This window comes from Reichenbachiella sp. (assembly GCF_965233835.1).
In the GTDB taxonomy this organism is placed as follows: domain Bacteria; phylum Bacteroidota; class Bacteroidia; order Cytophagales; family Cyclobacteriaceae; genus Reichenbachiella.
Genome location: NZ_OZ247585.1, coordinates 4,559,533 through 4,578,921, shown reverse-complemented (window position 1 = coordinate 4,578,921; position 19,389 = coordinate 4,559,533). Strand labels below are relative to the sequence as shown.

Sequence of the window (19,389 nt, the reverse complement as noted above, 5' to 3'; positions counted from 1 at the left end):
CAGCCGACCATGAAATATATATTATACCTATTTATCGCTCTTTTCCTATCTAGTGAAGGACTCTGTCAGGAAAGAGCCATCCATCATGAGTTAGAAGAGAATATGTCTGGTGAGTCCAGACACTATATAGCCAGAGAATCTATCAAACTGAAAAATGGATTTTCTTACAAATCAGATGCCACCCAACAATTCAATGGGCAGCTACGGAATTTTGAACTCAAAGCGTTGTATGAATCTACCCTGACCAATTCGCAAGGAGGAAGTAACAACAATGGGGTGGCCGGGACAACCCCTGGATCATTCAATGTAGGCTCTACAGGTGGTGCAGCCTATAACATTCCTATTTTGGTATCTCCGGGAACGGCAGATATGGAGCCGAACTTAAGCATAAGCTATAACAGTCAGGCCAAGAATGGAATAATGGGGTACGGATTTACACTTTCAGGGCTATCTTCTATATCCCGAGCGCCAACCAAACAATATCTGGATAATAATGTCAAAGATCCGGTCGATTTCGATGGAACAGATAAACTGGCCATTGATGGTGAAAGATTGATCTTGGTTAGTGGTACTTATGGCGCTGCAGGATCAGAATACAGAACTGAGAATAACCGCTTTGCAAAGGTGGTGGCGTATGAATCGCAGGGAAGTTCGGGCTTTCCTAAGAAATTCAAGGTGTGGGAAAAGTCAGGCTTGATAAAATATTACGGATATACAGCAGATTCCCAAATTGGAGAGGACGATATTGGTTATCATAGTTGGCTGCTCAATCGAGTCGAAGATCGCAAAGGAAATTTTATTTCTGTTGAGTATACCAAATCCTACCAATCTTATTTCCCCAAAAAAATAAACTATACCGGAAATGATCTAACGGGTATGGAGCCATACGCTTCAGTTGAATTTGAATATCAGGGCAGAGCAGACGATCCATTTTACTACGTAGGAGGACATAGACAACAAATCACCGAGTTGATGTCTACGATTAAATGTAGATATGGGGCTACTATTTTCAGAGAGTATGCTTTGAGTTATGACACCTATGATAATGTGCCACATCTGGCAAGTGTGACCGAAAAAAACGGTGCTGGAGAGGCATACAACCCGATAAAATTTGATTGGAATAATTTAACCAATGATCTACAGGTTTCATCGGATCGAAGTCTGCAGATGGCCGAATTTTCTACCAATTTGGACTTGGAGGTCAAACAATTTTCTGGTGATTTTACGGGTAATGGAATTGCCGATGTGTTGGTCATCTCGCCTGATGAATATGTAGATTTAAATACTCAGGTACACAAGTGGCGATTGTTTGAATATCAAAAAAATGAACTGGTATCTATTGCGGAGGGCAATGTATCAGGACCAGAACACGATTTTTATGTGGGAGATTTTAATGCAGACGGTCTGACTGATTTTATTGAAATTGATACTACAGGAGAATATAGGTCTTACAAAATATTCGAAGCAACTGGTAGCAGCTTTACACCGACTCCTTCTGCAGACCTAAGGATTCCCCATACTGAATCAAAACATGATTGGATGTACGTGTCTGATTTTGATGGGGATGGCTATGCTGATTTAATGTACAACACCCTGAGCCAACCTGAAGGTCAGGCTCCGGCCTGGCTGGCTCTCGTCTTCTTCAATAACAACACCATTTTTCCTCAAAATTTCAATGATCAAATTGAGTTCCGTCCCGATTTTGTCAATACCAAATTGCACGGCAATGAGTTGCAGCTGGGCGATTACAATGGTGACGGTATGACTGATATTTATGTTGGTCTCAAATTGAATTCAACGATGTATGACAATTTTAACAAGCCATTGGTAGGAAATGAGTCTTGTATTTACTTTTCTACTGGTTCAAGAATTAGAGGTCAGGCCTTTCGTTTTAGTCAATCTGAAAACCTGCCTGAAATTAACAATGACAATATAGCTGGTAATGTTCATCAGGGAGATTTCAACGGAGATGGGAAAGCAGACTTTTTGGTCAGGCATGCCTATGCCACTCAGACGGGAGAAACGGTAACTGGCAGTTGTACCCCATGTACCGGAGGTGGACCGCCACCCTTAGATTGTGATGATTGTCCGGATGGCAGTACCTGCAATCAAGATGGTGAATGTGTAGAACCTATATACCAATACAACTGGCACATCTATTATGGTACCGGACTGGGTTTCGAAATGGATGAGGTGAATGTTATTTCAGGCTTGGACGACTATCATGTTTCTCCTGTAGATGTTGATGGAGATGGCAGAACTGAACTGAGCTTTTTTCCGACCTCTAGTTCTGGAACAGTTAAAATCTATCGATTCAACAACGCCTCCTGGAGTCAAATTGAGTCATTTTCGAAATCTGATGAAAGCAAGTTGGTTACAGGTGACTTTACAGGAAATGGAACGACTGATTTTCTTGAGTTCAAAAAAGGTGTGCTGGTTTCTCATGGGGCAGGCGCTCAGGTGGATAGACCCTATCGTTTTTTGACGGATTTTAAGAAGGAGAAGAGTCTGGTGAAATCTATCGTCAATAGCCGTGGCGCTATGATGCTTATTGATTACCTCCCAATGACTAATTCTGATATTCATGTGTTAGACAGGTCCTTGACCAATGCTTCTGTCATTGGTGCTCAGTTCCCTGTATTTCTGGTCAGTGGCGTTTATGCAGATGATGGCTTAGGTGGATTGAGCAAAACCACTTACCAATATGAGGGCGGAGCCATTCATAGAAAGGGCAACGGTTTCTTGGGTTTTCAAAAAGTGACTACCAAAAACATCACCAGTCAAACTAAAACAGAACAATACTATTCGTACGATAAGCATGGTCTCTATGTGCCTCAACTGGACAAGCAGGTGGTTTCGTCCATAAACAACGGCAATAAACTTTCTGTTCAGGAAATCACCTATCAAAATTTGGATGATGGTCATGCCAAAACTTATGTTCTGGCTCAGGATCAGGTGATCGTCGAAAAGTATGATTCGGGATCTGGGAGTCTTACTTCAAGGCTCACTACAAAATATGACACCTATGATGCGTATGGAAACATAACAAAAATGACCCAGACTTATAGCTCCGGGCATACAGTGGTTACCGACAATGAATACCAAACGGCAAATACAAGTGAATGGCTCATAAGTCGTCTGAAAAGTGCCAGTGTGACCAAAACTGCTCCTGGAGAAACCCCATCTACCAGAAGTTCTTCTTTTACCTACGATGGGCTTGGTTTTTTAAAAACTGAAACGATTGAACCAAGTCACCCCCTGTCGCTAAGCACCACCTATACTTACGATGCTTTTGGTAACGTAATTACGTCTACTGTAACAGGTGTTGGAGGTACCCGGGTAGATCAATCGCAGTATGATACTCATGGCCGCTTGCTGATGAATGTGACTAATGCTATCGGGCATAGTTCATCATTTAGTTACCATCAGGTGTCTGGCACCATGCTTTCAAGTACTGATGCCAATGGACTGGTGACCACTCAGGAGTATGACAACTTCTATCGCCTGATCAAGGTGATAGATCCATTAGGAAATACTGCTGAAACTACCTATAGTTGGGACGTGTCAGGTGGCCCCTCAGGATCGCGATACTCGATTACGGTTACTACTAGCGATGGGGGAGAGCAAAAAACCTTTTATGATCGTCTAGGCAGAGAGCTAAGGAGTCAAGCCAAAAGTTTTGATGGTCAGTTCATTCAAGTCGATCAGATATATAATAGAAAGGGACAAGTTGAAAAGAAGTCGGATCCTTATTTTGTGGGAGCCAGTCAATATTGGCATTACCCTACTTATGATGACTTTGGCAGGGTCACTAAGACTGAGTCACCTGGGGATCGGGTAACCAAAAATGAATATGCCGCTTACTCCAGCATTACTACCAATGCCAAACAACAGAATAATTCCGCTACAGTAGATGCTTTTGATCAACTGGTGACAAGTACAAATCATGAAGGGAAAGCCCTCACTTATGCTTATTATTCCAGTGGATTGTTGCATACGGCAACGGACTCCAAAGGGAATACCACAACACTGGAATATGATCTATTGGGTAATAAGACAAAGGTTATTGACCCGGACTTGGGAGTCATTACTTATGATAGTTACGATGCTTTTGGCCAGTTGCTCAAGCAAACAGATGCAGAAGGGGCCGTGACAGAGTTTACTTATGATAACTTAGGTAGACCGCTGACCAGAACGATAACTAAAGCGGGTGTGGTGGAAAGCACCAATTGGGTGTATGATACCCAATGGAAAGGCGCATTGACCAGTGTGGTGCAAAGCAATGGTATTACAAAATCTTATGTCTATGATAGCAACGGCCAGGTCATAGAAGAGACCGAGCAAATAGAAGGCCAGGCGTATAGTACTTATTATAGTTATCTGTCAGATGGCAAGCTGGATGTATTGACTTACCCTTCGGGATTTGAAGTGAAGCATATTTACAATGCCCAGGGGTTCCTGTCTAGTGTAAAAGACCCGAGCGGACCTACCACTTACTGGCAAGCGACTTATCAAAACGCCAGAGGACAGTATGAGAGCTATGTGCTTGGAAATGGCGCAGCGGTATCGCATGGGTTTAACCCTAAAACAGGCCAGCTAAATTCAATTCAGGTATCATACAACCAGACATTGCTGCAAGATATGAGTTTCGCCTTCGACCTGCTGTCGAATCTTACCTCAAGATCAGATCACTTGGCAGATGGTGGCTTAGGGCTTACCGAAACTTTCAATTACGATAACCTTAATCGGCTGATCAAGTCAGAAATTACAGGCAAATCCTATGGGGCTTTGGATATGTCATACGATGAATTGGGCAACCTGACTTACAAATCTGATGTAGGGTACTATCATTATGATGGCACTAAACCCCATGCGGTAAGCAGTGTGGATAACATAGGTGGCTCAATCCCATCTACCGTTCAAAACATTACCTATACGGGTTTCAACAAAGTATCATTGATTACAGAGGGCTTTTCAGCCTTAGAGTTTATCTACGGTTCAGGTCATGAACGAAAAGTGACCAAGACTTTTATCGATGGGTCATTGACTACTACCAAGGTTTTTGTGGGTGGGATTTATGAAAAGGAAATCAATGAAGAGGGCGAAGACCGCGAACTACACTATATCAAAGGCGGTAGCGGGACAGTAGCCATTCATACCATTGTAGGCCCCAACAGTGAAACCCACTATTTGTTAAAAGACCACTTGGGTTCGGTAGCCGGTATCATGGATGCCTCGGCTACAGTACTGGAACGCTACAGCTACGACGCCTGGGGCCAGCGCAGGGATGCAGATACCTGGGATGTCTTGGCCGGTTCGGTAGATCAGGAGTACGACCGAGGCTATACCGGTCATGAACACTTGCACCTCTTCAGCTTAATCAACATGAACGGCAGGGTTTATGACCCGGTACTGGGAAGATTTTTAAGTGCGGACCCGTTTACCCAGTTCCCGGACAATCTGCAAAGCTACAACCGCTACAGCTATGTGTTGAATAATCCACTGTCGCTGACGGATCCAAGCGGATATTTATCATGGGGAAGTGCGATAGGGACAGTTTTAAATATAGCAACAACAATATTTTTAACACCAATTATTGGATATCAATTAGCGGCTGGAGCTGGAGCCTTTATAGGTACTTTTGCTGGTTCTCTCATTGATGGTGCTAGCTTGGGAGATGCACTGTTTGCCGCCACGGTCAGTGGCATTTATGGGGTCGCTGGAGCCACGTTAGCTCACGGAATTGGGACGGCATTTGATAATGCGGCCAGGCAAGGTTTTGGAAATGAATTGGCCCGCGCAGCCTCGCATGCCACAGCACAAGGGTTTATGAGTTTTTCAAGAGGAGGCAATTTCTGGCATGGATTTTCCTCAGGAGGCATAAGTAGTTTGGCGGCATCAGCGAGTTCAAGTATGGATAGTTTTGGAGCAGAACTAGCCATTTCATCTACTGCTGGGGGGGCTTCTGCCACCATTGCCGGAGGCAATTTTGCGGATGGCGCTGTTACTGGTGCTTATGTGTTAATGTTTAATCATTATGGCGAAAGGTGGCAAGAGAATAGATCACGAAAAAGATTTATTAAATCTATGGTCGAGACTGCAGGAACCAGTTTGGAAACGGCCGAAGCACTATATGCTATTTTTAGATATTTGAAGCCCGCAGCTGTATTCGGAGGGTTTGATGTTGACTGGTTTTCAGGACCTGGTGCAGATTTAGGTTTTGGAATGGTACGTATTGTAAATGGTAACTCGGAGGGTGAGTTTAATTGGTATTTGGATTTTGGAGGAGGAATGTTTGGAATTGATGGTTCCTTAGCTATAGAGGGCGGGTTAATTTATTATACTGGTGATATGGATAATTTTAATATGGGTTCACTTGAAAGCCTGAGAAAGGAATTTTCTGTTGCAGCAACTTACAAGTTAATAGATATTGGAGTTAGTATTGCAGTTAGTGAGCCTGATTTCGATGGTGGACGAACAATTGCTATTTCGGGAAGTGGAGGAGTAGGATTCCCTTTTAAAGGAATTCCATTTAATTTTAATTATAACGAAGGCAGAACTGAAATTTTACTTAAATGAAGACACAAAACTCCAGACTTGTTTTGATACGTGTCGTATTTATAGTTTTATTTATTGGAGCGACATTCTCTTTTTTAAGAGAAATTTCAGATGAAGAATTTAGCAGTAATGCATATTCTAGTGAATACAAAAAAATTAATAAAGAGGATATGATAACACCGAATCTGGTTGATTCGGTGTTTAGCCATATGGGATTTATTCTTATTAGCCTTGCCAACAATCAAAAAATATGCCTTCCATATACAAGAAACTTTCAATTTAAAGCAGAATTCTTAGGAGATTTCTTAAATGTTGGAGATGTAATCAGTAAAAAAAGAAATTCAGACACTCTGTTCATCATTAGAAATGATGAACGGTTTGTATTTGTGGTTGGAAAAACAATCAACAAGGAAGAATAGAGTGGTTGTCCCACTTTCGATCCCAGCTCTTTTAAGTCTGAGCGAAGCGAGACTTGAAAGGAGAAATCAAAAATCAAGTCTTCAGACTTGTTAAGCAATTATTTTTTATTTTGATGGTCTAATACCAACCTATACCATGAATTCATCAGGATATAAAATCAGAAATTAATCTGGCATTTACTTTATCACTTTTGCAGTAGTCGAATGGATCGATGTGTTTCCCAGACGGCAGTATGCGCAGATAGTTGTAGATAGTCTCAACTATTGCCAAAAGGATAAAGGATTAGAAATATATGCCTGGTGCCTAATGTCAAACCATCTTCATCTTATCATTGCATCCAAAGAGGGCAGGTTGTCAGATACGCTTCGAGATTTTAAGAAATACACGGCTTCTACTATATTGTCATCTATAGAAAACAACAATTAGGAAAGTAGAAGGGGCTGGATGCTTTGGCTATTTAGATCGGCTGGTAAGAAAAATGCTAATAACAAGCATTACCAATTTTGGTGCGGTACGACGATTCGGCAGAATAATCAGCCCAAAGAACTAGAGACTAATCAATTTAAAGATGAGAAATTAAACTACATTCATCTGAATCCGGTAGAAGCAGGGTTGGTGAACGAGCCGGAACATTATAGATATTCAAGTGCTATTGATTATAGCGGAGGAAAAGGGTTGGTTAAGATTTGTTTTCTTTAGGTTTATCAAGTCTGGAGACTTGATGAAGATTAATTGTTTCAAGTGATCCTTGCGGAACACTTAAAGCAGCAGGGTTGTCCCACTTTTGATCCCCGATATTATCGGGATGCGATAAGCAGTATTTTCTATACTACCTAAAAATGTACAGACACAAAAAAACCTCTTGAGTTAACTCAAGAGGTTTTTAATGTTTTATTTGTCTCGTCCTGAAATAGCGTTACACAAAGAGTGTAACTAAATGAAAGACAAGCCTTACGTAAAAAGAACTCAGAAGGATTATACGCTGAGTTTTAAACTAAAAGTGGTTGAAGAAGTAGAAAGTGGACTACTTAATATCACGCAAGCTGCAAACAAATACGGCATTCAGGCAAAAAGTACTGTTCGCGATTGGTTAAGAAAGCATGGGGGATTAGATTGGGAACACAAATCCCGTTTGCCCTTGGAGAAATCACCAGAACAAAAACTACTAGAACTTGAAGCCAAAGTGCGACTACTGGAGAAGCAAAAAGCCTCTCTGGAAAAGAAGCTGGAGTTCACAGATAAGAAGGCTATCATTTTCGATATGATGATTGATATCGCAGAAGATGAGTTGAAGATCCCTATTAGAAAAAAGTCCTTACCTCAGCAGTTGATCGATTCAAAGCTGAACAAAAAGAAGGGGTAACCCTGGCCTGTAGGCTGTTGGGGGTCAATAGACAGGTTTATTATCGTTCCCTTAAAAGGACAAAACAAAAACAAGAAATAGCCACTCAAGTAGTAGCTATGATTCAAGAAGTACGTATGAAAATGCCGCGTATTGGCACTCGAAAATTATATCATTTACTCTACGAGCAACTCAGAGAGCTAAATGTTGGACGAGACAGATTATTTGCCATTATGAAAGCTAATCATTTACAGATAATGCCAAAGAAGCAATACCACATCACCACAAACTCACATCATCGTTTTAGAAAACACAAAAACCTGGTTGATGGATTGGTAGTTAAGTGCCCAGAGCAGGTTTGGGTCTCAGATATCACCTACATTGGTACACGAGAAAACCCGATGTATTTATCGTTGGTTACCGATGCCTACTCAAAGCTGCTCATGGGATATAATGTATCGACAAGCCTGGATGCTTCAGGTGCTCTGTCGGCTCTTAAAATGGCGATTGTCAATCGGAAATATCCTGAGAGAGAATTAATACACCATTCTGATAGAGGTCTACAATACTGTTGCGATGCCTATCAGCAGTTACTTGATCAGGCAACAATTACTTGTAGTATGACAGAAACTTATGACCCATATCAAAATGCTGTGGCAGAGAGAATCAATGGAATATTGAAACACGAATTTATCTTAGGTATCACCACTTCAGATGTAGAACTGATGGACAAACTCATCAAGCAAAGTATTTATATTTACAACCATGATCGACCGCATTGGAGCTGTTGGATGAATACACCAGCCTTTATGCATCAGCAAAACAAGGTCAAGATCAGAAACTATAGAAACAAAAATAGCATCGAGTTAAAACCCGATGCTATCTAATATTTTATCCTAAAATCTGTAACGCTTATTTAGGACTAGTCAATTTGAATATTATTTATTGAGGGAACGCGAATTCAAAATCCCATTCTCCGCCAATTTGCTTTATTCTTCCGCCTGTGGCAGGTTGATCAACTGAGAAAGTCGTAGTCAGCTCAGCAGTTCCTACGGAAACAGTAACATCTGTTGTGCCATCTCTCACAATTACTTTGCCATCTGTACCTTCTTTAAATGCCCAGTTGCCATTGGCAGGCCAAACATTAGTATTGGGAGAGTTTGTAGTTGCATATGTTCCTCCATCTACACTGCCAGTAAATGTTAAAGTCATTGAAGACCAGTCTAGCGTAGATGCACCATCTGGAGGTGTAACATTGCTAAAAGAAGCCTGACCTTTGGTAAGAGCTTCCGCTATGGCGATCGTAGGATCTACGTCAGTACCTCCGTCGTCGTCATCTCCACCTCCACAACTCGCCATAGTTACTACGAGTGATAGAACCAGCGAGTACTTTAAAATGTTTAAAAAATGTTTCATTGTTGTTGTGTGTTTTAAAATAATTAAAATCCTAATTGATCAAAAATATATCATTTTGGATATTATACCTAATCACTTCCTCACATTTCGATCAATATTCTCTCTTTGTAGAGGAAATCTTAGGCTTGTGATGTTGTCAATTTGGGTCAGGCATCTTTTCTTACGATAGTGGCAGTCATTTCTCCTTCGCAAACAAGTTTGCCTCCAACTTTAGCAGTGCCTTTCATTTTAGCGATACCTCTTCTGATGGGAGCTAGCAATTCACAAGTAATCTCCAATGTATCACCCGGCAATACCATTTTTCTGAATTTGAATTTTTCAACACCCATAAAGTAGGCCCAGTAATTCTCAGGGTCTGGTACGGAAGTCAATACCAAGATACCTCCGATCTGCGCCATAGCTTCAATTTGAAGCACGCCAGGCATCACTGGATTGTCAGGGAAATGCCCCTGAAAAAATGGTTCGTTGAAAGTCACATTTTTGATACCAGCTACTGTCGTATCATCTTTATAAAAGATCTTGTCTATTAATAGAAAAGGATAACGATGAGGTAAAATTTTTGTGATTTGATTGATGTCAAAAGCCGCTGGCATCGTTGGATCATATGCCGGAACTACTGATTCGGTTTTTTCCATTCTAATATTATTAACAATTGTTTGATTTGATTTGAAGGTGGCAATTTAGTGGAAATTTCTTCAAGATACGTAGGCACTGTTTGAAATTTGATTTTGCATAAACTCCTCCACAAATCTTGTCTACCGATAGGCGAACTGTGAGATGATTCATAAGTTCTATACTCAAGTCATTTCGCAGCGCAGCGGAGAAATCTTCGTGAAAGAAAGGAGACTTGGCTTTCAATAATTGGATTGCACATCAGGATACGGAGGCCATTTTATGATGGTGGCGTTAATGAATGTCAAACCTTGGTACGCCTCATACCTCCGGCCAGCAAAAGAAGTGTTTGGTTACAATTTTACTCATGGCTTTAATGTTCGGTAGGTCTGTGGCTTTGACAATATCCAAAACAAGTCCTTTCTTAGTCAAAATCTTGATTTTCTGTCCACTGGATATGTAGGCCGAATTACTAATTTGTCCTGATCCAGTATAAAAGTCTAATTCCTCGTTGTTTAACTTATATTTTTTCTGGACTTGGCTTTTGAGTGTTTCAACCCATTCGTCTAGGGGCTTTTCGCTGGCCAAGATGATTTTGAAAATCTTTCGTTCGAGGAGTTTGGTGCTTAAACCCGATAGGACAGTATCCTTGTGCTCTCTCCAAAACTTCATAGACCCCCAAATGTCACTATCGTCGAGAAGTGCAAACAAATCCAGTATCTCTGGATCTTCCTCGAAATGTTTCAATTCTATGTTTCGCTCGAGTAGCATTTTCAGCGCAGGGGTGGCTTCTACATCAATCCCATTTTGCGTTAAGTATTTTGCTCTGGTAATGAGCTTTATGAGCATTTCCTCTCCACTTACAGCTGTTTTGTGAAGATAAACTTGCCAATACATTAATCGGCGGGCACTAAGGAAGTTCTCTATACTATAGATTCCCTTTTCTTCCACTACGATTTCATCATCATACACATTGAGCATATTAATGATTCGTTCTGATCCAATGTGTCCTTCCGATACTCCCGTGAAGTAAGAGTCCCTTTTTAAATAATCTAGTCGGTCGATATCCAGTTGGCTGGAGACCAATTGGTAAAAGAATTTTCTTGGGTATTGGTTGGTGAATATTTGTAGCGCTGTGGTCAGCGCACCGTTAAATTCTTTATTCAAACGTTCGAAAAAGAGAACAGATATTTTCTCGTGAGTTACATTGTTGAGCAGATTGAATTCCAATGTATGAGAAAATGGACCGTGTCCTATATCATGCAGCAAAATAGCAATCAGGCATGCTTCAAATTCTTCGTCCGAAATTTCTATCCTTTTTGAGCGCAAGCTATACAACGCTTGCTGCATCAAATACATTGACCCAATAGCATGGTGAAAACGAGTATGCAATGCCCCTGGGTAAATAAGGCTCGTAAGACCTAGCTGTTTGATCTGACGTAGGCGTTGAAAGAAGGGATGTTCTATGATTTCAAAAATCAGGTCGTTGGGAATAGTAATAAAGCCATAGACCGGATCATTAATGATTTTGTTTTTATTAGTCATCAAATTGAGATGTGATTAGTAGGTAGTTGTTTCCGGTTTCCCTTATTTTGAACCTTAGTCAAGTTAGACATTCGATTTATTCAAAGAAATACACAATATGCGAAATTATGAAATATTATGGGCCGATGACGAGATTGATCTCTTAAAGCCTCATATACTTTTTTTGAATAACAAAGGATACAATGTGACACCGGTCAACAGTGGTTCGGATGCATTGGATGAAATGAACAAAAATGTTTTTGATGTAGTTTTTCTTGACGAAAATATGCCTGGACTTACTGGTCTGGAGACGCTTGCAGAGATTAAGACCCATCACCCCAACGTACCCGTGGTGATGATCACGAAAAGTGAAGAGGAACATATCATGGAGGAGGCGATTGGCGCAAAGATTGCTGATTATCTAATCAAACCCCTCAACCCAAATCAGATATTACTTTCTGTAAAGAAAATCCTCGACAACAAGCGTTTGGTGACTGAAAAAACCAACATGAGTTACCAGCAGGATTTTAGAAACATAAGTTCTGCAGTAAACGAAAATCTCGATTTTCAAGAATGGATTGATGTTTACAAGAAAATGGTCTATTGGGAACTTGAAATAGACGATACCGAAGAGCGCGCGATGGCCGAGGTGCTTAACATGCAAAAAGATGAGGCCAATTCGGAGTTTTGTGAATTTATTACTTCTCATTATGCCACTTGGCTCAATGATCCAAATGCCGAAAAACCGCTGCTTTCTCATCGAATTATGCGAGAACAGGTATTTCCTTTATTGGAAGAAAAGAAGCCGGTGTTTTTCTTTTTGATCGACAACTTGAGATACGATCAGTGGGAAATCCTTGAACCTATCATTTCTGAATACTACAATGTAGAAAAGGAAGTGCCTTTTTACGCCACACTCCCAACAACAACAGCGTATTCAAGAAATTCAATTTTTAGTGGCATGTTGCCAGACGAAATGGCCAAGAAGCACAGTGATATTTGGATTTCGGAAGATGGGGAAGAAGGGAAGAATATGCAGGAAGAGGAATTTCTCAGAAGAAATTTGAAAAGAAACAATCATGATATCAGTTTCTCCTATCACAAGATTTTGCAAAAGCAGCAAGGTAGGCAGCTTGTTACCAACGTAAACAATCTGCTCAACAATGACTTGAATGCGATTGTATATAACTTCATTGATGTATTGTCTCATGCTCGTACAGATATGAAAATGATCAGAGAGTTGGCACCAGATGAGCCGGCATACAGGTCTCTGACTTTATCCTGGTTCAAGCATTCTACTTTATTGGAGCTACTTCAGATTTTGGCCCAAAAGGATGTGAAGGTAATTATCACCACGGATCATGGAACCATTCGCGTCAAGAAGCCATACAAGATTGTGGGAGACAAAAAAACCAACACAAACCTCAGATATAAGGTAGGTAAGAATCTAAATGTGGATGATACTGAAGGGGTATTTATCTGTAGAAACCCTGAGGAACTTCATCTGCCTAAAGAAAATGTTTCAAGTTCCTATATTTTTGGAATGAAGGATGATTTCTTTGTATATCCAAATAATTACAATCACTTTGTAAATTATTATAAGGATACCTTCCAGCATGGGGGGATTTCTATGGAAGAAATGATTGTTCCTTTGATTCACCTAACACCTAAGAGTTAATAACAGTGCAACTAATACTATCTGATCTGGGAGAAATAGATACCGTCGCTCAGAAAATCATTGATTATGCCGATAATGAATCTATTTGGCTTTTTGAGGGTGAAATGGGGACTGGTAAAACGACATTGATAAAGGCCATTTGTAAACAAATGGGAATTGTAGATGAAACCAGTTCACCCACTTTTGCCTTGGTTAATGTGTATGAAAATGAAAAAGCAGAAGAATTTTATCATTTTGACTTTTATAGAATCAATGATGAGGTAGAAGCTATCGATATTGGAGCGGATGAGTATTTCTACTCCGGTCGTCCATGCTTTATAGAATGGTCTGAGAAGATACCATCACTCACTCCGCAAAAAAACCTAAAAATTAGTATTAACTTAGATGCTGAAAGGAATCGTATGATCAGCCTCAGTAAGCATGAATAAGCATTTGATGGGAAGTAGCGTGTCCGCGCTGGTAGAAGAATCTAAATTATATCCTCAGGAAAAATTGGCCGCAATCCGAACGTCCAATAAGTCATTGAATATTGGCATTCCAAAAGAAAATTCAACCTACGAAAACAGAGTTCCCCTCACACCAAAAGCAGTTGGAGCATTAACAAGCCAGGGGCATAAAGTGCTCATCGAGGCTGGGACAGGTAACGCAGCTAATTTTTTTGATAAAGAATACACTGAGGCTGGCGCCAATATCACCAAGAGTGCGAGTGAGGTATTTAAATCTGATATGATCATCAAAGTAGAGTTTCCAACTAAGAAGGAAATAGAAATGATGAGCATGGGTAAAACTATTATTTCTACCATTCATGCGGATAAAGATCTTGGGCAACGGTTGTCTCTATTGAATCAAAAGAAAGCTACTTCAATAGGTTATGAGTTTATTGAAGATCAAATAGGAGGTCTGCCGATCGTTAGAGCAATGAGTGAAATAGTAGGAGCGGTTGTAATACCTACAGCAGCTGAGTATCTCACGACCAATCAAGGTGGAATAGGAATAATACTTGGTGGCATTACTGGCGTGCCTCCGACCAATGTAGTGATATTGGGGGCAGGCACTGTAGCCGAATACGCCGCTAGGACAGCACTAGGATTGGGAGCTTCGGTAAAAGTTTTTGATAAACATCTGTACAAACTACATCGACTCAAGCATATCCTTTCGTCACCAATATTTACCTCTACGATAGATCAGGTAGCGCTTAAGAAGGCTCTAATGGAAGCTGATGTAGTGATTGGGGCGGTGCGAGCGGATAAGGGCGTACTTAAGAAAATTGTGAGCGAAGACATGGTAAAGGCCATGAAAAGTAGTGCGGTAGTGGTCGATGTGAGTATTGATGAGGGAGGGTGTTTTGAAACTTCCCGTCCCACTAATCTTAAAAACCCAGTTTTTGAAAAGTTTGGCGTGAAGCACTATTGTGTACCAAACATAGCTTCAAAAGTCCCAAGAACTTCGACGAAAGTACTTAGCAATATTTTCACCCCAATATTGAATAGTATTGCCAATAATGGAGGGGTGGATCAGATGATCTTCGAAAATAAATGGTTTATGAAAGGAGTATATACTTATAAAGGGTATATGACCAATTATCATTTGTCTGAAAAGTTCAAGTTAAGGTTCAAAGACCTTAACCTGCTCATGGCCGCAAGATTTTAGGCTTAGTTTTCCCCGTTACATTCAGCTAATGCTTTTTCAGCCTCATCAGCTCTGCGTTTGGCGGTTGTGGCCTGCTCCTTAGCAAATTCAGATAGTTTAGTCTGCTCCTTAAGCTGCAGTTTTGTTTCTTCGAGTTCCTTTTTCAGTTGTGCATTTTCGGCTTCAAGTTCACCAGTGCAAGAAGATAATGAGAAAGCGGTAACTAAGGCTAGTGCCAGGACGGTGCGTTTAATATTCATTCTGAGAAGGATTGATTTTTATAATTCTTTAAAGTAGTTATAAATTAGAATACTTCCAATGAAAACACCTGCTTTTGGCTTTAATTTATAATTGAGCTTCTAATATTGCAATTTTTGCTTCAGCATCAGCCTTTTTCTTTTTTTCCATAGCCACTACCTGCTCTGGGGCATTATTTACAAATTTTTCATTGCTGAGCTTTTTATCAATACCCACTATAAAACCTTTCAGTCTTTTGATTTCCTTCTCAGCTTCCTCTTTCTGGTCTTCTGCATTTGCATGCTCTCCAAGTGGAACGAAGAATTCCGTTCTATTTACAATGAAGCTAGCAGCATTTTCAACTTTCTCATCGGTAGCTGTAATGGAAGCTACGTTAGCCAGTTTTTTAATTACAACTTCATAAGCGCTGAACTCAACGATCTCTTGTTTTTTGATGAACAGGTCAAGTGCATCTTTTGGTGAGATGCCGGTACTGTTTCTTACATTTCTTACGTTAGAAATGATTTCAAATATTTCAGCAGTTTGCTTCAACTCATTTTTGTCAAATGATGCTTGCGTAGGCCATTGCGCTATAATCAAGTAATCGTCTTCATTTCGTTGCTTGATACTTTTCCAGATTTCTTCTGAAATAAATGGCATAAATGGATGCAAAACACGTATCAACTGCTCTATGAATCCAATGGCCTGATCAACTGTTTTCGGATCGGTAGGCTGCTGATAGGCCGGTTTGATCATCTCCAGATACCAAGAGCAGAAATCATCCCAAACCAATTTGTAGGTGGCCATCAAAGCTTCAGATAAACGAAATTTGGAGAATAAATCGTTTATCTCTTCAAGTGCTTCGTTAAATCGGTTTTCAAACCAGGAAGCAGCCACGGCTCCTGCTGGGTCTTGCGCAATATCCTGAACTTCCCATGATTTAATTAATCTAAAAGCATTCCAAATCTTATTGGAGAAGTTCCGTCCTTGTTCACACAACTTTTCGTCAAATAGCAAATCATTGCCGGCCGCTGAACTCAAGAGCATACCCACCCTTACGCCATCAGCTCCATATTGATCAATAAGACCAAGAGCATCAGGAGAATTGCCCAGAGATTTGGACATTTTTCTTCGTTGTAAATCACGCACCATTCCTGTGAAATAAACTTTTTCAAACGGTTTGTCTTTACCAAATTCATAGCCTGAAATGATCATTCTAGCCACCCAAAAGAAGATGATATCCCATCCTGTTACCAGAACCTGAGTAGGGTAATAATATTTATATTCTTCATTGTCTGGGTTTCTGAATCCATCAAACACCGAAATGGGTAGCAGAGCACTGCTAAACCAGGTATCTACAACATCTTCATCTCGTTTTAAATCATCAAGCGTGAGTGATTGGTCTCCAGTGTCTTTTCTAGCCATTTCTAACGCCTCTTCTGGTGTTTTACCAACGGCTACTCCGTTTTCTCCATAGTAGTAAGCAGGAATCTGTTGCCCCCACCATAGTTGGCGAGAAATAGGCCAATCCTTAATGTTTTCTAGCCAGTGCTTGTAGGTGTTCTTGAACTTTTCAGGAAAAAATTCAATGTTGTCATTCATTACATTTTCTAGTGCTGGTGTCACTAGTTTTTGCATGTCTACAAACCACTGTAGAGAAAGCTTAGGCTCGATGGCCGTATCAGGATTTCTTTCGGAGAAACCTACTTTGTGTCTTAGATTTTCAGTTTTGACTAGGCTGCCTAAGTTTTTTAATTCTTTAGAAATTAACTTTCTAGCACTTTCTCGGGTTTCACCCACATAGAATTGAGCTTTTTCATTCAGTGTACCATCGTCATTAAGAATGTCAATAGTCTCCAGATTGTGCTTTTGCCCCAAATCATAGTCATTGGTGTCGTGCGCGGGTGTCACTTTCAAACATCCCGTCCCGAATTCGATGTCCACGTATTCGTCCTCAATGATAGGAATTACACGATTTACTAAAGGGACAATGGCCTTTTTGCCTTTGAGATGTGTATATCTTTCGTCGTTAGGGTTGATGCAAATTGCTGAATCACCCAAGATGGTTTCAGGACGAGTAGTTGCAATAGTTACAAACTCATCTGACCCTTCAATCGCATATTTGACATGATAAAGGGCAGCATCTACATCCTTATAAATTACTTCTTCATTTGAAATGGTGGTTTGGGCTGTGGGATCCCAGTTCACCATTTTATAATCGCGGTATATGAATCCTTTTTTGAAATAACTGATGAAAACTTCTTGTACAGCATCTGAGTTTTTCTCATCCATGGTGAAAAAAGTTCGATCCCAGTCGCAAGAAGCACCTAGTCTTTGTAGCTGATTTAGAATAATACCACCGTATTTTTCTTTCCATTCCCAGGCATGTGATAGGAATTCTTCTCTGGTTAGATCCGATTTTTTAATGCCTTGTTCACGCAACATGCCTACTACTTTTGCCTCGGTTGCAATAGACGCATGATCCGTGCCTGGGATCCAGCAAGCCTCTTTTCCTTCCATTCTGGCTTTCCTGATCAATACATCCTGGATGGTATTGTTGAGCATATGCCCCATATGCAGCACACCCGTTACATTTGGAGGAGGAATGAGGATGGTATAGGGCTCTTTTTCAGGATTTGGCTCTGAATGAAAAAAACCTTTATCTAGCCATTCTTGGTAGATTTTCCCTTCAACTTCCGCTGGATTATATTTTGTAGAAATGGACATTGCTCGTCATTAAAAAAATTGAACGGCAAAATTATAAAATTTCGGCGCATAGCCATTTTTTTTAGTAGCTAATGTCTGAGCTATTTTGACATAAGGAGCAATAAAAAAGGAACACTCTTCAAGCGTTCCTTTTTCAATTTGATATATTATATGGGTTATGCCTCAGTTTCAGCCGAAACTTCTTCCTCTACACCATTGATTTTATTACGGATTCCTATTTCCATTTCTTCCATCAATTCTGGATTATCAAGAAGTAAGTTCTTCACAGAATCTCTACCTTGACCAAGTTTATTGCCTTTGTAAGAGAACCATGAGCCAGCTTTGTTGATGATCCCAAGTTCTACGCCTAAGTCAATAATTTCACCTACTTTAGAAATACCTTCTCCGTACATGATGTCGAATTCTACAACTTTGAATGGTGGAGCTACTTTGTTTTTCACCACCTTCACTCTGGTTCTGTTTCCTAACACGTTGTCAGCACTCTCTTTGATTTGACCAATTCTTCTGATATCTAGTCTAACCGAAGAGTAGAATTTTAGGGCATTACCACCTGTTGTAGTTTCAGGGTTTCCGAACATCACGCCAATTTTTTCGCGCAGCTGGTTGATGAAAATACAAGTACAACCAGTTTTGTTAATCGCACCGGTTAACTTTCTTAGGGCCTGACTCATCAATCGAGCCTGAAGTCCCATTTTGCTATCGCCCATTTCTCCTTCTAGTTCAGCTTTTGGCACCAAAGCAGCTACAGAGTCAATTACAATAATGTCGATAGCTCCCGAGCGAATCAAATGTTCGGCAATTTCTAAAGCTTGCTCTCCATTGTCTGGTTGAGAGATAAGGAGGTTTTCAGTATCTATTCCTAGTTTTTCGGCATATACCTTATCAAAAGCATGCTCTGCATCAATAAATGCAGCCATGCCTCCTTGCTTCTGAGCTTCGGCAATGCAGTGAAGCGTAAGGGTAGTTTTACCTGAAGACTCCGGACCATAAATCTCAACGATTCTACCTCTGGGGACACCGCCTACTCCGAGTGCAATGTCTAGGCTTACAGAGCCAGTTGGGATAGAAGGGATGTCTATTACACTTTCATCAGATAATTTCATAACGGCCCCTTTTCCGTATGATTTCTCCAACTTATCTATGGTTAACTGTAGCGCTTTTAGTTTTTCGTTATTTTCACTCATGATGAGATTGTTTTCAGGTTCTAAATGGAAGCGCAAGTTATTTGAAAATGATGACTATTCGA

The 19,389-nt window shown here is 40.5% G+C and carries 14 protein-coding genes and 1 pseudogene; 9 read left to right on the top strand and 6 right to left on the bottom strand.

All coding sequences use genetic code 11. The features are described from left to right. Positions 1-9 precede the first annotated feature (9 nt). From ACO6S2_RS19375 to ACO6S2_RS19350, 6 genes are all read left to right on the top strand, one after another. Positions 10-6,579, top strand: coding sequence for an FG-GAP-like repeat-containing protein (locus ACO6S2_RS19375; protein WP_422360213.1), 6,570 nt, complete (start codon positions 10-12; stop codon positions 6,577-6,579). Beyond that, a complete protein-coding gene (locus ACO6S2_RS19370) occupies positions 6,576-6,977 on the top strand; it encodes a hypothetical protein (protein WP_422360212.1) in 402 nt (133 codons plus the stop codon). Before ACO6S2_RS19375 ends, ACO6S2_RS19370 begins: the two co-directional genes overlap by 4 nt. A gap of 214 nt (positions 6,978-7,191) precedes the next feature. Further along, a complete protein-coding gene (locus ACO6S2_RS19365) occupies positions 7,192-7,404 on the top strand; it encodes a transposase (RefSeq protein ID WP_422360211.1) in 213 nt (70 codons plus the stop codon). Positions 7,405-7,422: 18 nt separating this feature from the next. After that, positions 7,423-7,677 carry a hypothetical protein gene (locus ACO6S2_RS19360; protein WP_422360210.1) on the top strand — a complete coding sequence of 85 codons (255 nt, stop codon included), beginning with the start codon at positions 7,423-7,425 and terminating at the stop codon, positions 7,675-7,677. A gap of 238 nt (positions 7,678-7,915) precedes the next feature. Beyond that, positions 7,916-8,341 carry a helix-turn-helix domain-containing protein gene (locus ACO6S2_RS19355; RefSeq protein ID WP_422360209.1) on the top strand — a complete coding sequence of 142 codons (426 nt, stop codon included), beginning with the start codon at positions 7,916-7,918 and terminating at the stop codon, positions 8,339-8,341. A 17-nt stretch (positions 8,342-8,358) separates the two neighbouring features. After that, positions 8,359-9,207 carry an IS3 family transposase gene (locus tag ACO6S2_RS19350; protein ID WP_422360208.1) on the top strand — a complete coding sequence of 283 codons (849 nt, stop codon included), beginning with the start codon at positions 8,359-8,361 and terminating at the stop codon, positions 9,205-9,207. Between the two features lie 55 nt (positions 9,208-9,262). On the opposite strand, the gene ACO6S2_RS19345 is transcribed toward ACO6S2_RS19350, so the two are convergent. From ACO6S2_RS19345 to ACO6S2_RS19335, 3 genes and pseudogenes are all read right to left on the bottom strand, one after another. After that, a complete protein-coding gene (locus tag ACO6S2_RS19345; RefSeq protein WP_422360207.1) occupies positions 9,263-9,736 on the bottom strand; it encodes a hypothetical protein in 474 nt (157 codons plus the stop codon). Between the two features lie 146 nt (positions 9,737-9,882). Continuing rightward, positions 9,883-10,350, bottom strand: a pseudogene (gene fabZ, locus ACO6S2_RS19340) (3-hydroxyacyl-ACP dehydratase FabZ); the annotation flags it as partial. A gap of 319 nt (positions 10,351-10,669) precedes the next feature. After that, a complete protein-coding gene (locus tag ACO6S2_RS19335; RefSeq protein WP_422360206.1) occupies positions 10,670-11,893 on the bottom strand; it encodes an HD domain-containing protein in 1,224 nt (407 codons plus the stop codon). Between the two features lie 97 nt (positions 11,894-11,990). On the opposite strand from ACO6S2_RS19335, the gene ACO6S2_RS19330 reads away from it, so the two are divergent. From ACO6S2_RS19330 to ACO6S2_RS19320, 3 genes are read left to right on the top strand one after another with little or no spacing between them, the layout of a single operon-like run. Then, positions 11,991-13,550 (top strand): PglZ domain-containing protein, encoded by a 1,560-nt coding sequence (locus ACO6S2_RS19330; RefSeq protein WP_422360205.1) that lies wholly within the window; start codon positions 11,991-11,993, stop codon positions 13,548-13,550. Between the two features lie 5 nt (positions 13,551-13,555). Continuing rightward, positions 13,556-13,978: a tRNA (adenosine(37)-N6)-threonylcarbamoyltransferase complex ATPase subunit type 1 TsaE gene (tsaE, locus tag ACO6S2_RS19325; protein WP_422360204.1), complete on the top strand. Its 423-nt coding sequence runs from the start codon at positions 13,556-13,558 to the stop codon at positions 13,976-13,978. Then, the gene (locus tag ACO6S2_RS19320) at positions 13,971-15,200 is read left to right on the top strand and encodes an alanine dehydrogenase (protein ID WP_422360203.1); all 1,230 of its coding nucleotides are present in this window, start codon (positions 13,971-13,973) and stop codon (positions 15,198-15,200) included. The genes tsaE and ACO6S2_RS19320 overlap by 8 nt, the downstream gene beginning before the upstream one ends. A 2-nt stretch (positions 15,201-15,202) precedes the next feature. Here the strand turns inward: ACO6S2_RS19320 and ACO6S2_RS19315 are convergent, their stop codons facing one another. The 3 genes from ACO6S2_RS19315 to recA all read right to left on the bottom strand — a co-directional run bounded on the left by ACO6S2_RS19315 (position 15,203) and on the right by recA (position 19,327). Next, a complete protein-coding gene (locus ACO6S2_RS19315; RefSeq protein WP_422360202.1) occupies positions 15,203-15,439 on the bottom strand; it encodes a hypothetical protein in 237 nt (78 codons plus the stop codon). A gap of 85 nt (positions 15,440-15,524) precedes the next feature. Continuing rightward, positions 15,525-18,143, bottom strand: coding sequence for a valine--tRNA ligase (locus ACO6S2_RS19310; RefSeq protein ID WP_422360201.1), 2,619 nt, complete (start codon positions 18,141-18,143; stop codon positions 15,525-15,527). A gap of 155 nt (positions 18,144-18,298) precedes the next feature. Next, positions 18,299-19,327: a recombinase RecA gene (gene recA, locus ACO6S2_RS19305; protein ID WP_422360200.1), complete on the bottom strand. Its 1,029-nt coding sequence runs from the start codon at positions 19,325-19,327 to the stop codon at positions 18,299-18,301. Positions 19,328-19,389 lie beyond the last annotated feature (62 nt).

Excerpts from the sequence above, each read along its gene's own strand:
- ACO6S2_RS19375 (WP_422360213.1), top strand. The coding sequence starts at position 10 with ATGAAATATATATTATACCTATTTATCGCTCTTTTCCTATCTAGTGAA.
- ACO6S2_RS19370 (WP_422360212.1), top strand. The coding sequence starts at position 6,576 with ATGAAGACACAAAACTCCAGACTTGTTTTGATACGTGTCGTATTTATA.
- ACO6S2_RS19360 (WP_422360210.1), top strand. The coding sequence starts at position 7,423 with ATGCTTTGGCTATTTAGATCGGCTGGTAAGAAAAATGCTAATAACAAG.
- ACO6S2_RS19355 (WP_422360209.1), top strand. The coding sequence starts at position 7,916 with ATGAAAGACAAGCCTTACGTAAAAAGAACTCAGAAGGATTATACGCTG.
- ACO6S2_RS19345 (WP_422360207.1), bottom strand. The coding sequence starts at position 9,736 with ATGAAACATTTTTTAAACATTTTAAAGTACTCGCTGGTTCTATCACTC.
- ACO6S2_RS19335 (WP_422360206.1), bottom strand. The coding sequence starts at position 11,893 with ATGACTAATAAAAACAAAATCATTAATGATCCGGTCTATGGCTTTATT.
- ACO6S2_RS19330 (WP_422360205.1), top strand. The coding sequence starts at position 11,991 with ATGCGAAATTATGAAATATTATGGGCCGATGACGAGATTGATCTCTTA.
- ACO6S2_RS19320 (WP_422360203.1), top strand. The coding sequence starts at position 13,971 with ATGAATAAGCATTTGATGGGAAGTAGCGTGTCCGCGCTGGTAGAAGAA.
- ACO6S2_RS19315 (WP_422360202.1), bottom strand. The coding sequence starts at position 15,439 with ATGAATATTAAACGCACCGTCCTGGCACTAGCCTTAGTTACCGCTTTC.
- ACO6S2_RS19310 (WP_422360201.1), bottom strand. The coding sequence starts at position 18,143 with ATGTCCATTTCTACAAAATATAATCCAGCGGAAGTTGAAGGGAAAATC.
- recA (WP_422360200.1), bottom strand. The coding sequence starts at position 19,327 with ATGAGTGAAAATAACGAAAAACTAAAAGCGCTACAGTTAACCATAGAT.